11 protein-coding genes are annotated in these 13,676 nt (G+C 35.0%); 3 read left to right on the top strand and 8 right to left on the bottom strand.

Annotated elements, in window-relative coordinates; genetic code table 11:
- Positions 1-11 precede the first annotated feature (11 nt).
- The 3 genes from BN1068_RS04310 to BN1068_RS04300 are packed head-to-tail and all read left to right on the top strand — an operon-like array spanning position 12 to position 3,176.
- Entirely contained in the window at positions 12-1,589 is a 1,578-nt protein-coding gene (locus BN1068_RS04310) for a PTS system mannose/fructose/sorbose family transporter subunit IID (protein ID WP_077601608.1), read from the top strand.
- Between the two features lie 15 nt (positions 1,590-1,604).
- Positions 1,605-2,312 (top strand): N-acetylmannosamine-6-phosphate 2-epimerase, encoded by a 708-nt coding sequence (locus tag BN1068_RS04305; RefSeq protein WP_077601607.1) that lies wholly within the window; start codon positions 1,605-1,607, stop codon positions 2,310-2,312.
- Between the two features lie 12 nt (positions 2,313-2,324).
- Positions 2,325-3,176 (top strand): MurR/RpiR family transcriptional regulator, encoded by an 852-nt coding sequence (locus BN1068_RS04300; RefSeq protein ID WP_077601606.1) that lies wholly within the window; start codon positions 2,325-2,327, stop codon positions 3,174-3,176.
- 664 nt (positions 3,177-3,840) lie between these two features.
- Here BN1068_RS04300 and BN1068_RS04295 read toward each other — a convergent pair.
- The 8 genes from BN1068_RS04295 to BN1068_RS04260 form a co-directional block, all read right to left on the bottom strand.
- Positions 3,841-4,455 carry a hypothetical protein gene (locus BN1068_RS04295; protein WP_077601605.1) on the bottom strand — a complete coding sequence of 205 codons (615 nt, stop codon included), beginning with the start codon at positions 4,453-4,455 and terminating at the stop codon, positions 3,841-3,843.
- A 63-nt stretch (positions 4,456-4,518) separates the two neighbouring features.
- Entirely contained in the window at positions 4,519-5,880 is a 1,362-nt protein-coding gene (locus BN1068_RS04290) for an IS4 family transposase (RefSeq protein ID WP_077600813.1), read from the bottom strand.
- Positions 5,881-6,006: 126 nt separating this feature from the next.
- On the bottom strand, positions 6,007-7,338 hold the full coding sequence (locus BN1068_RS04285) for a hypothetical protein (RefSeq protein WP_077601604.1): 1,332 nt from the start codon (positions 7,336-7,338) through the stop codon (positions 6,007-6,009).
- 160 nt (positions 7,339-7,498) lie between these two features.
- Positions 7,499-8,845 carry a reverse transcriptase domain-containing protein gene (locus BN1068_RS04280; protein ID WP_254846706.1) on the bottom strand — a complete coding sequence of 449 codons (1,347 nt, stop codon included), beginning with the start codon at positions 8,843-8,845 and terminating at the stop codon, positions 7,499-7,501.
- A 742-nt stretch (positions 8,846-9,587) separates the two neighbouring features.
- Positions 9,588-10,607 (bottom strand): uroporphyrinogen decarboxylase family protein, encoded by a 1,020-nt coding sequence (locus BN1068_RS04275; RefSeq protein WP_077601603.1) that lies wholly within the window; start codon positions 10,605-10,607, stop codon positions 9,588-9,590.
- The gene (locus tag BN1068_RS04270) at positions 10,604-11,707 is read right to left on the bottom strand and encodes a C45 family autoproteolytic acyltransferase/hydrolase (protein ID WP_175637069.1); all 1,104 of its coding nucleotides are present in this window, start codon (positions 11,705-11,707) and stop codon (positions 10,604-10,606) included. Before BN1068_RS04270 ends, BN1068_RS04275 begins: the two co-directional genes overlap by 4 nt.
- A 1-nt stretch (position 11,708) precedes the next feature.
- Entirely contained in the window at positions 11,709-12,683 is a 975-nt protein-coding gene (locus BN1068_RS04265; RefSeq protein ID WP_254846705.1) for an oligopeptide/dipeptide ABC transporter ATP-binding protein, read from the bottom strand.
- Complete coding sequence (locus BN1068_RS04260) at positions 12,680-13,666, bottom strand: ABC transporter ATP-binding protein (protein ID WP_175637068.1); 987 nt, start codon at positions 13,664-13,666, stop codon at positions 12,680-12,682. Before BN1068_RS04260 ends, BN1068_RS04265 begins: the two co-directional genes overlap by 4 nt.
- Between the last annotated feature and the right edge of the window lie 10 nt (positions 13,667-13,676).

Here is a 13,676-nt window from a genome sequence, read left to right as displayed (position 1 = left end):
GAGAAGTTTAAATGACATTGATAGCAGCACTATTGTTGAGTGTTTTAGTAGCCCTTCTCATTACAGAAAATTACGGTTATGGTTATTGGATGATTAGCCGCCCTATTTTTGCTGGTCCATTAATTGGATTAATACTTGGAGATTTGCAAACCGGATTAATTGTCGGAGCAAGTGTTGAATTAATGTTTATGGGGGTCCTCCCGATTGGCGGATCTGTCCCCCCGAATGCACAAATTGCAGGAATTATCGGGACAATTTATGCTATTCAAGCTGAGTCCACCGCTCTGGGAATCACTCTTGCTCTGCCGATTGGAATATTAGCACAATTTTTAATCATGTTAGCTTGGAATTTAAACATTTATTTAGTTCATAAATCAGATAAAGCAATTGTCGATGGAAACACCAGAAAAATGGAGCTCCTCCACCTGTCCGGAATACTCGTTTTCTTTAGTGTATTTTTTGTATCCTCTTTTCTTGCGATTTACTTTGGCAGCGATTTCGTTAGCCGGATAAATGACGCGTTGCCTGGATGGGTTTCTGGAGGTCTCGAAATTGCCGCAGGTCTACTCCCAGCTATTGGGATGGCTATGCTCTTGAAAATGATGGATCTTAAAAAGTTTTGGCCATTCTTTTTAATCGGTTTCATACTATCGGTTTACTTAGACCTAAATGTTTTAGCAGTATCTTTGTTAGGTTTAGGGATAGCAGCCGGCATATCAGTGATTAGTAAATCAAAAGAAAATACAGAAACCTTTACAGCAGCAGATTCCACCTCTCAAAATGAGCAAAGTCTATTGAAGAAAAAAGATTTATGGCGTGTTTTTGTAAGATCATTTTTCAGCATGGCTAGTATCAATTATGAAAGATATATCAGTTTAGGCTTTGGTTATGCGATGGTTCCAGCTCTCAAACGATTATATTCTGATGAGGGAGAATATAAGTCAGCTTTAAAAAGGCATAATGAATTTTTTAATTGTCACCCCTATACTGCAAACGTTGTATTAGGTGTTGCTGCAGCTTTGGAAGAACAGAAGGCCCAACAGGGTGTCATTACCGACGAAACAATTGCATCTACGAAAACTGCTTTAATGGGGCCATTATCTGGTATTGGAGATTCCGTATTTAAAGCAACATTTATGACAATTTTTGCAGCAATAGGCGCTGGATTAGCACTTAACGGAAATATACTAGGTCCAATTATTTTCATTGTCCCCAATGTATTATTAAATGTCTTAACACGTTATTTTGGAGTTTTTTGGGGATATAAATTCGGTGTCCAGCTCATTGCTAAAATGAAAAGTTCCGATGTAATCCAGAAATTTGTTCAAGGAGCAACAATCGTCGGGATGATGGTTACCGGGGCCATGATTGTGAACTTTGTAAAAATCGAATTAACCGCAGAATGGACGAGTGCCGGAAAAGAAATTATGCTTCAGGAACTGCTTGATCAAATTTTTCCGAGCCTGCTTCCACTGGTGATTACATTACTATTTTATTTCGCTCTAATTAAAAATAAGAAAGCAATTTATTGGCTGATGCTAATTTGCTTTGCGATTGGTTTAATTGGGAGACTTTTAAACATTATATAATGGAGGAATTGGTTTATGGAGAAAGAAGAGCTATTAAATGCTATCAGAGGCGGCCTGGTGGTTTCCTGCCAGGCACGCCAAGGATGGCCAATGTATGGCACAGACATCATGGTTGCTTTTGCCAAAGCTGCCAAACAAGGAGGAGCTGTAGGAATTCGTGCAACAGAGCCTCAAAATATCTCTGCTATAAAAGAAGCTGTAGATTTACCTATTATCGGGATTTATAAACAATGGTTTGAAGGATATGATGTATATATTACACCTACGTATGATAGTGCAGCTGCTGTTGTTGAAGCTGGTGCTGAGATAGTTGCTTTGGACGGTACAAAACGACGCAGACCAAACGGGGAGAATTTAAAAGACATTATTGCACGTATTCATGATAATTATCCCGATGTTTTAGTCATGTCTGATTGTGATAATTTAGAGAGTGCATTATATGCAGAAGAATGCGGGACAGATATTGTTTCTACAACGCTATCGGGGTATACTGAAGAAACAAAGAACCAAAATAGTTTTAACTATGAATTCGTCAGTGCGTTAAAAAATCACTTGAAAATTCCAATTATAGCCGAAGGTCATATTTCTACACCTGAAGAATTGGTGTCGGCCTATAAAAGTGGAGCGGATTCAGTAGTTGTTGGTTCTGCTATTACCAGACCGGAGATTATTACAAAAAGATTTGTTGATAACCTTGAACAATTAAAAAAGAAAACCATATAGGAGGAAGCCAGTGTGTCCTTGATTGATAGCTTAAAATCTCAAGAGAATTTTACAAATATTGAAATGAAAATTGCGAATTATACCCTGAATAATTTAGGCAAGATTTCCAGAATGACCATAAAGGAATATGCCATTGCTGCTAAAGTTAGTGAAGCAAGCGTTGTCCGCTTTTGTAAGCAGCTGGGGATTAAAGGGTTTCGTGATTTTAAGTTAGAGCTTAATCAGGAACTGACTCTAAAAGAAAATAAAATTGGTTTTAATATTGTTCAAAAAGAACATGCTGATAAGCTATCCATGCGTGACATTTTCTTTAATACACTGGAGTTAGATCGCCAAGCAGTTGAGCAGTTGATTAATACATTGGACCTAAAGAATATTGAGTCCACAGTTGCTGCCATCTTGAAGAGTCAGACAGTTGTTACTTATGGCGCAGGTGCGTCTGCGATGGTTGCAGAGGACCTAACGCATAAGTTTACTAAGCTTGGAATTAAAGTTTTTTTTAATCGAGATTTCCATTATATGCTCTCTCTTGTTTTAAACATGCAGCCTGGAGATGTATTTATCGCTATTTCTACAACTGGCGAAACACAGGAAATTCTTGAACTTGTTGAACTGGCAAAAGAAAAGGGAGCAATTATTGTTGCTGTTACCACATTGCAGAAATCAACATTAGCTCGCAAAGCTCTGATTCCACTCTATACACCGATGCTGGAAGAATATTTTCGTGTTGCTAATATGGCAACACGAATTTCTCAGCTTGCAGTTGTAGATACATTATATATGAGTCTTTATGAAGAACTGGGAGATCAGATTATTGATCGATTCTATGAATTGAGAGACTCTGTTAATCGTTTTAGGCGTTAAGCAGCAAAAGAAACAAGAATCTTTGAAACATCCCTTCTTAGGTGAAGCATGTTAATCATAGTTATTTATGATGTAAGTACTTCAAGTTCCGGCGGCCAAAAACGATTTTGCAAGGCAGCAAAACTTTGCTAAAGCTATGGTCAACGCGTGCAAAATTCTGTTTTGAATGTATTGTTAACAGCACACCATATACTATCCTAAAAAATAAACTTCTTGGTATAATTGATATAGATAGTATTAGACTTTAACGATTAGGTGCTACCCTAAGCGAATATAAATTACTAGAGAGGTTAGCACTTTTACAGTTATAAACCCTTGTTGTAACTAGGCGTATACTATGTGTGTTCGCACTCTATACGGGTGCGTGGATTGAAATTGAATATATTAATTAACTTGGTGCTAACTCTAAGCTTCGCACTCTATATGGTGGCGGGATTCCCCCGCCACTTCACCTCTACTATTAACCTAATCCACCACCAAATTAATTCTCCAACTTAAACATTCGCTTTAAGTATGATTACTTAAAGATTGGAATAAAAGCATTTGTCGTCTAAAACTCTAAAGTTCAACTATGCACCTCCAAATCTAAACCAGACCCCAAATCTAGATAAAGCAGCTGTTAAGAATATATATTATGTTGATTTAAGCTATGAAAAAATTATACTCAGCCAAAAATATACCCCAAAAGCGAATCCTCCGTAAACACCCCTTCAATTCCAGGTTTAGTTAAAAAATATTCCACAATTTCCTCTTCTGTAAGGCCAATCTCTTTTAACCCACGGGAAATCATAGATAAATAGGATTTAGGCGGAGTGATAAACCCATGTGTGCCCATTACGTCTGGATTAGTAAATGTAAACGTTGGCGCCCCGTCCTCTTTTCCCAAGTAAATAACCCTTCCATACCAGCCTTCTTCCAGGTCAACATAGCCTTTCTCCATAATCTCCTGTACATCGATTTGTAAGGCATCAACATTATTTTCCTGCTCCACGACTTCCCCGAATTGTTCATCCGTGATCAGATATTTTCTAGCATATGTCTTTGTGTCTTTATCCGGTTCATGACCGATAAAGGCAACTCCGCCCTTACCCCATTTACTTTTTTCCTTCATAAAATAGAGCGGATAAGGAAGGATGGCTTTTTTTGTTTTCTTTGGCAGTGTGATATTTTTACAGCCTCTTTCTGATTTTGCGGAGCCTTCAGGAATACCGCCTTCGATATAACAGGCAAAACGTTTTTTGCTAATGTTGGAACCATAGCTTACATACCATACGTCCATGATGAAAACCTCCTTGCTTCACTTCATTTTGAAAGTGATAGTAATTTTTGATTTTATAATAACTCAACTTTCGCACACTGAAATAGGCAGGTAAGCCCTGATATAGCTGGGTAAACCTGCAATCCATTGTTGGACTTGACTTTTGATTAATTTTTGTACCTTTTTATTGCTCATTTTCAAGGCATCTTCAAGAAGCTCGATCAACTGCTGAAGTGCCACAGCCCAATCGAGATCACTAACTTCATCACACAATTCATAAAACATGCCGCCAAGTGTTCGCTCGTCTGTGCTACATCGGTTTTGCCACGAGAGAACAATATAGCGTGCGAATACGATGGTCGTATGACTAATTAAGCCGTCATACGAACGACTTTGGAACTCTTTTTGAAGTTTTAAAAGAGATTTTGTTGTTTTGAAAAAAACTTCAATGTCCCATCTCATCCCATAAATACGAATGATTTCTTGATCACTAAGTGTACAATCGGTGCTTAGAATAGCTAACCATTCGCTCTTTTTATTCCGATTACGAACAAAGACAACTTTAATAGGAATGCCATTCGCTTGTGTCGTATGAATCGAACGAAGAATGCCTTTCTTTCCATCTGTTGGTTTCGCAAAACGATAAAGTTCTTTTAAGCTTACACGTTGGCCATTCACAAGGTAACGCTGTTTCAAGTTCTTTACCATGCCAATGACGTCCAAGCCTTGCTCTTTTATCTCCTTAACGAGAGGCTGATACGTGAACCAAGAGTCCATCAGCACATAGGAAGCATCGATACCGGCATTCATCGCGCGTTCCACCATACTTGGTAGTTGCTCAGGTGCGGTTTGTAATGCTTCTACTCTGCGTTTATAACCGGAACTACGCTTATCAATTTTTGATGATATGCCATTTATTTGGCTTTTCTTCGAGCTCAATAAAGAAAAGTCTACGGGAATGAACGTTGCACCATCTGACCAACCAAGCGTGAGCATACGGAACCCTTTATAAAAGCGCATCTTTTGGGATGCATGGTCAAAACAGCGAGCTAATAATTCAACCGATTTACTGCGGTTACGATCATACGAAGAATCATCTACAATCAATACTTTGGGGCGATCATGACGCGTTAAGCTGGTTACTTTTCCAATGGTATGAGCACTTAGAAATAGTAAGAACCTTCTCCAAGCGAAGGTAGATTTGTTTAAAAAACGATAGACAGCATTCTTCTCTGGACAATCACTCGCTTTGTTACTTTGAAGTATTTGATACCAGTTCTTATTTTCAAAGATCAAACAAAAAATCAATTGAAAAAGATAGGCACAAGTAAAACCGACAGACTTTGTAATACCAGCTTTTCTAAGATGCTTATACACGTTTAATTCTTTAAAGATGGAAGAAAGTTCATTTGGTAGTTGATTATTTTGGTCATTATTCGCTATCATATAGGAGACACCTCTTCTGTATTGGTAGTGTTTTCTAGTCAATTACACTATACCAAAAGTTGAGGTGTTTTTTTATACCTATTTCTAATGTCAACGACCATATTTGAACAGTAATAAGCTTTACGGCTAGTTAAATTGAATGCTTCTTTCTAGCTGCGAAAGTTGAGTTAATATCAAATAATCAATATCTTCAAAGTTAGTTATATCTTTTCTACTTGTAAATAATTGTCCATCTATTTCAGTATTATTTTTTATCATTCTAGCAAATAACTCATGTTCCCTATCATCAATATCAATACAAGCAAATAAATCGACTAATCTAGGATTATGACTTCTTAAAGAAGTATTAAATGGCATTTGATCAAAGGGTATACAACCATAGTCCAAATACATATCCGATAAAAAATGACAGGTTCTGTGATTAATTTGACTTTTTATTATTTTGTTGTTCAATTTATAGAGTAAATATTTTAATGTATTTGTTCCAGGAGAATTGTTAATTATTATCTCTCTACACTTGTCTAGCAAGTTAAAAATTTGCGAGCTTTTCGAACTAAAGTTTATCTTCTCTTTTATTTCCTTGTAGTAATTTTTGGGCATACTAACAAATTGACTAAGATCCATCCCAGTATTAAATATAAATAACATTAATTCTTTATACTCAACATGCCCCGTTGAAATTTTAGAATCCAAGCCAAAAATGCGAGCAAAATTATTCAATTCACACGGACGAATAGATACTTCATAATTTTCTATAATTTTAATTGACATTCTCTTTCCTAAAACATCTATAATATCATTCCTAATTGAAAACTTAACTGCATAGTTAGACATTATATCAATATCAGTAAAGGCAATTATTCTATCAAATTTACTCACATAATCATTTGCCGTTGTAAACGTTACTTCATAGTAAATTTTTTGGTTCACAAAGAATGGTTTTATTTTCCATATATAATACCTATCATTATATTCATTACTGTAACCGCTGATTGCAGAACTGTTGATTCTCTCAGCTATTTTCTCGTTGTATTCATTTAAGTGTGGGTCTAGTTTTATTGGAAATTCCTCTATATTCGATAAAATATTTATATTATATCTATTTTGTAATAATTCTTTTATTTCCAGCATGTATTTATAATATTTAAGCATTAATCGTTCAGAAACTCCCTCGTCAAGAGTATAATGCGAGGTTGTTATTTGAAGGAAACTATGAAATTTGTTTAAAAAATTTAAAGAGGCAACTGTTTTAACATACTCATTTGCTTTTTGAATATTTTCGTATGAAATGTCTATATCTACTCCATTACTAAATGCCTTTAGAGAGGTATGTTCTACTAAATCGCGTAAATCAGACAAAATATTTTGCGATAAAAAACCTCGATCAATTGATTTAAGATATTCAATATTCCTACAAATCTTTTTATCAATAACACCTATTGCTTTATCAATTCTCAATTTGATTGTCACCTCTTGTTAGTTTATATCACCAAAAATTCGTACTGGTAGTTTTCTTATTACATTAAATATTTAAATATAGGCGGCAGAATAAAATTAGTCATTTAAATTTGAATAATTTAAATTGCCTTTTAAATACTTGTTCTACAAAGTAGGTTTCTCAAAAGCTCTTTGAATGTATCCTAATCCCCAACTTTTTCTCAATTTTCTTTTTTCGATTCTTAATTTGTTGCATCATTAGATTATTAGTTTTTGGTGAAATTTTATCGAATGAATTTTGCGCTTTTTTAGCATAAGTAATAAAATTCCCATATGGTTTTCTTTCAGTTCCCAAATCAGTATATTGGCTATAAATCGATTTTCTATATGGTATCTTGTCTAATTTCTTTTTCTCTTTTACGCTAATTGCTTTATCAATCAATTGGTTAGCTTTTCTATAAAACTTATATGGACTCTTACCTCTCATTTGTACATTGGCTCCATCAAATACAAAACCCAGATAATCAAGATGAGATTCTTTATTTTCTTCTATATCCGTTAATATTTCATTACTATATTCAAATAATCCAGTTTTTTCTTCTTGTATTATAATTTTATCTTTTTCCGCCAGTCTTCTCACTTGCTTATCAATTTCTTTAATTTGCGCTATGGTAGTATCGTTATTATGTTTCTTAGGAATCACAATTATGTAATCATCTGAATACCTTCTATATAGCCCTGAATAATGTTTAGCGATTTGCTGGACTTCTTTATCAAAATTTATAGAATAAACATTTGCTAATACCGCACTAATTGCAGTTCCTTGTGGAATACCATAATTATCCAGATTTTTTTCACACTTATATTCACGCTGAAATGCTCTGAAATCTTTAAACTGTTTAAAGTAACTATATGTACCTTTACTTCGCAGAAACCTATCCGAACCAAATTTCTTTTCTAAAAATGATTTTTCATAATAACCGTACTTGGTTACAGATCGAAATACATTATACCAATCTTCTTCTAATAAACTTGTCTTTAAAACTGTTTTCACACGCTCTTTAAGAATTTTATGATTTAGATAATCAAAGTATTTAGTGAAGTCACCTACTATAATATAAGCCTCTTCATGTTGAACTATTGAATTTATTATCTCGGCTGCAAATTCAATATTCGAACTACCATCTTTATTATCTCTATAGGCAATGGAACATTCATCAATTTGATTAGAACTAGTCCAACTATTATATTCACAATTCAATTTTTCTGCGTAAAATTTAAAAATATAATTATCCAGATGACCGGCATACATAATATCTCTATTTTTATTTTTGATTGGTCTATAATCCATGTCAGGATTTTTCTGTCCAATATTTCGGTCAAAGGAATCTTTATAGTGAATAAATGGCAAAAAGCTATGCAACGCAATCCGATTACGATTGGTTAGATAGCTCTCTTTTTTTTCAATTCTCACCCTGCGATCAAAATGAATATATTTTTTCATTGGATATTTATCATATTCAAGCAAAGTTACACCTCATTTTTGGAGCAGAAGGAACAGCAGACTTGGTTTCTGACAATAGTTCCTTCTGCAGCACTTAGCCATAGAACTACAATATTGACCATTTTTACATGTAGCACACCAAGATAGTTCAACTAATCTGTTACAATGGTATTGAATACATCATTATTAGTAACTCGAAAGGAGAGATTCTGGCAATGGCTCTTTCATTGGTATTGCCGATAATAGGATGGTTATATCATTTATTAAGAAGCTTATTAATCAATGATATAACTTTCCACAAATCTTCTGATTATCGGAGGTTACTACTTGACAGTTTCAAACCTTGTATTCTACTTAACTTGTAAATAAGTAGGCAAATATAATTATATCATAATGTTCAATATAAGTCATATCTAGATGTATTATTGAGTAAATATATACAGATTCCCACCACTTTTTTAATTTCTTTAATAAATTGTTTATACATAATATTTTATTTAATTTAAATAAATATTCCTATTAATACCTTTCTGATTGAAACAAACCGTAGCTTCTCTGATAACACCGTCCACTATATTACTTTTTAAACCATAAAATACTACCGAACCCTATTATACCTAAAGCATAATAAAATCCGGCAGCAATACAAAATATATACTCATACATTCTTTCAACCATAATAATTTCTAAAATAAACTTAGATTGAAATACACAGCCACTGAGTCTACTTAAAAACCCCTTGCCATTTCCAAAAATCTATTATACATTAATACTGTTCGATCCGAGGGAATGAATCTATCTGATTGGCGTTAGATTTCTGATTCATTCTCTCTTTTATTAATGCTGAAATTCGCTTCAACGCTGACATTCTAATCGGATGCCTTATCACACATTCAGGAGCAAAGATAATTTGTCTATCATATGATCCGTATAAATACTCATCCACTTCCAAAATAACCTCGTCCACTTTCCCCTCTGTAAGTAACCTTCTGGAAACCCCTCCAAAAATCACTTTATCATCTGGCATTTCCTCGTGGAAAGCATCGATCGTTACATCTGATTCATTGATATGCCAGCTGTAACCCTCCACGTCAAATTGTTTTAATATCTCCGTTGATTTTATCTGGCCATGTAAATGAAGAATAATATATTTATTCTGCTCATGTATAAAATCAATGAGCTCCCTCTCCACTTTCAAGCCGTACTCTTGATATTCTTCTGGATGCTGGTAATGAAAGTCGATGGCTTGATTAGCAAAAAAGAATCCGGCGCAGCCGCTTCTGCTAGCTGCTTCAATATATTCCTTTGTTATGGCAGTAATTTTCTCTGTTATTTGCTCAATTTTTTCCTTCTCACCACTATTCATCAGCATCACTAAATCTTTTGGAAATAACTTTTTCAGGAGTGTAAGCGGTGTAAAAACAGTACAGATAATTTCTGTGTTTTTCGATAACGAATCTCTTAATTGAATAATCGAATCAATCTCCCGTTTATATGCGCCTCTAGTGACTGTTAAATCCTTTGAAATTATCTTTTGTATCAAATCTTCATAAATTGTTTCATTAATTTTGGCTACGCCTCCATGAGGAACCTCTGAATAATCAACTAAGTCGGAAATCCAATCTTCTATCGCAAAAAGTCCATTAGGCATTGTTTTGATAACATTCATTTCAAGATCATGATTAAATTCAGAAATACGCTTCACAATTTTTTCAGAGTCTAAGTCATCTAACGGAAAATGCGTCCAAAAGCTGAAACCGTTCCTTCCCTTATTAATTTTCCTCACCGATTATCACTTCGCTTCGCCTCATCAATCGAGGTATGATTAATCGATAAACAGGCTTGAGATAGCGTTGTCCATACTTCAAAATCTTCTACAACAATAATACTTGTATAAATTGTATTAGAGTCTACATCACCATGAGGATGCCTGCATATTGTATTGATTGGCCCGTTTTCATGGTCGGAAGCAATTTTTATCATTTCTTGTAAACGAACATCCCCGAAATGTTCTTGCAAATATGCTTCCGCTCTTTCTTTTCTAAAGAATGTTGATTTATATTCCTCTCGATTCGGATTTAATTGGACTAAATCAGGATGTTCATAGTGATTCGTTCGAACAATAATATCATCCGCTTCATTAGCAACTCGTAAGTTGTCTTTTGTCACTTCCACACTTACTGCTTTTTCTTTATCGGCTAAAACGATATTTAAACCTGTCATACGAGGCATTTTCTCTATATAATCAATTGCTTCATCTACGTTAGCTGCATTTTCAGCAATAAGTCTTGAATTAATTAAAGCATGAGAATCTACTACTCTGTTTAAATCAAAGCTCATTTTATCTGACCAGACACCGCTTGTTGAAATGGCCAGGCCATCACAATTCATGACGTTACCCGGGAAAGTAATCATTCCTGCACCGCTTACTTCAATAAGCTGCTTCCCATTAGGCAATGTTCTTTTTATCACTGCATGTTCTACCCATCCATTACCCATATCTCTATTTTTTATTAAATACGTCTTTCCATCTGCTGTTGCTTTATTACGTGCCAGAATGGAACTGCACTCATCCGGCAGCCATCTTAGAATAAAATACAATGGAATATTGATAAATAAAATATCATCCAGCTCTATTTCTGAACCATCGCTGAGCCCCTGCAATTCCTCCGCGTATTCCGGATGGTTTTTCTTTAAAAATTCAAAATTATCATCTACCAATTTTTCATAGTTTATTTTTTGCAGATTAAACTGTCTTAAAGCTTCTTTATATCTGTCTATATTTTTTTGAATTTCAGCTTTTAGTACTTCCCCATGTTTTTTTCCTTGCTCATAAAATGAACCATCCAGTTCTAAGTAATATCCATTTAACATTTTCCGATACATTTTAAATCTCCTTCTTATTTGATATTCCATGACAATAATAATCATGGGTTTCAGATAGTTTGCTTATCTCTGGGAATTTCTTCAGACATATGGATTTTCTAATCTCACAGCGACTATAAAACGGGCACCCATCCTCCCCTTCTTCAAACATTTGATTAATCACTTTTTCTTCCTCTCCAGCTTCATCTAATACAATTGGCTTACCTATCTCTGGAATAGCAGAGACGAGTAATTTTGTATAAGGATGCACAGGCTGATCAATAATTTCTTCTACCTTTCCTTTCTCAACCAGTTTTCCCCGGTAAATAACGATTACTTCATCAGCGACCTGTCTTAATACACTTAAATCATGTGTAATGAAAAGATAGGTCAGCTTTAATTGGTTCTGTAACTTTTTTATCAAGTTAATAATCTGCGCCTGTACAGAAACATCTAATGCAGAAACAGCTTCATCAAATAGAATAAGAGATGGAGACAAAGCCAGTGCTCTTGCAATCCCAATTCGTTGCCGCTGGCCGCCTGAAAGTTCATGTGGATACCGCTCTAAGAACTCAACCGGCAAACCTACAAGTTCTATTATTTCATGTATGGATTTTTCTCTATCCGGTTTCTTATGAATTTTTAAAGGTTCCGCTATAATCTTTTTAATTTTTTGTTTTGGATCCAATGAAGCATAAGGGTCCTGAAATACCACTTGAATATCTTCTCTTAATTTTTGAAGCTCTTTCCGCTTTAATCCTATAATGCTTTTGCCATTTAATAATACTTCTCCCTCGATATCGTGCAGTAATTGAACAATCGCACGCCCCAGTGTAGATTTACCTGAACCGGATTCTCCCACAATCCCTAATGTTTTTCCTGCTTCCAGTGAGAAACTGATGCGGTCGACAGCTTTGATAACGTCTTTTTTCAAACCATTCTTCATGACAAAGTACTTCTTTACGTCAGATACTTCTAAAATAGGATGAACAGTCAAACTTTCACCCCCTTCTTATTCTGTGCATATAAATTACAATGGACAATACGTTCTTCTGTATGCACTTCCTGTACAGCTTCCTTGCATGACGGAAGTCTTTTCGAACAACGATTGTAAAATAAACAGCCTTTCATGTGATTTCCTTCCGCCAATCCAGGTATTTGTCCTGGTATGGAATTTAAGATCTCTCCTTTTTGATAAAGACTAGGTATCGATTCAATTAATCCCTCTGTATAGGGGTGTAACGGATTATTCAAGATATTCTTCGTTTCACCCAGTTCGATAAAATCTCCGGAATACATGACTAATACCCTATTGGCAATCTGAGAGACGACGCCTAAATCATGCGAAATAAATAATATCGACATATTCAATTTATTTTGTAAATGGATTAATAGTTTAATAATGTCCGCTTGTACGGTAACATCCAATGCAGTGGTAGGTTCATCTGCAATGAGTATTTTAGGATCGCCTACCAGCGCCATGGCTATTAATATTCTTTGCCTCATACCACCCGACATTTCAAACGGATATTGTTTTAATCTCATTTTTGGATTCGGTATTTGAACCATCTCTAAAAACCGGATAGCTTCCTGTGTTAACTGCTTTCTCGATATATTTGGATTATTTCTCGTTATTGCCTCTTTTAATTGGCTGCCAATGGTTAATACAGGATTCAGCGAAGTCATTGGTTCTTGGAATATCATCGCTATATCATTACCACGGACTTTTCGATACGTTGCCTCATTCATTTTAGTTAAATCTTTATTTTCTAACTGAACCGAACCATCGATGTTATAGGTATCCCGGGACAAGAGGCCCATCAATACTTTAGCAGTTACAGACTTCCCCGAACCCGATTCACCTACAATAGCTAGCACCTCCCCTTCTCTCACATTAAATGAGATACCTTTTACAATTTTCAATTCACTTTGGTTCACACTTACTTCTAGATTTTTTACTTCAAGAATATTTTTGTACATATGAGCGCCC

Origin of the sequence: Oceanobacillus sojae (genome assembly GCF_900162665.1) — a bacterium.
Taxonomy (GTDB): Bacteria; Bacillota; Bacilli; order Bacillales; family Amphibacillaceae; genus Oceanobacillus; species Oceanobacillus sojae_A.
This window is presented reverse-complemented; position numbering and strand designations above follow the sequence as displayed.

Coding starts and splice junctions, on each gene's coding strand:
- BN1068_RS04290 (WP_077600813.1), bottom strand. CDS start 5,880: ATGATAGCGAATAATGACCAAAATAATCAACTACCAAATGAACTTTCT.
- BN1068_RS04270 (WP_175637069.1), bottom strand. CDS start 11,707: ATGTATCGGAAAATGTTAAATGGATATTACTTAGAACTGGATGGTTCA.
- BN1068_RS04260 (WP_175637068.1), bottom strand. CDS start 13,666: ATGTACAAAAATATTCTTGAAGTAAAAAATCTAGAAGTAAGTGTGAAC.
- BN1068_RS04310 (WP_077601608.1), top strand. CDS start 12: ATGACATTGATAGCAGCACTATTGTTGAGTGTTTTAGTAGCCCTTCTC.
- BN1068_RS04295 (WP_077601605.1), bottom strand. CDS start 4,455: ATGGACGTATGGTATGTAAGCTATGGTTCCAACATTAGCAAAAAACGT.
- BN1068_RS04305 (WP_077601607.1), top strand. CDS start 1,605: ATGGAGAAAGAAGAGCTATTAAATGCTATCAGAGGCGGCCTGGTGGTT.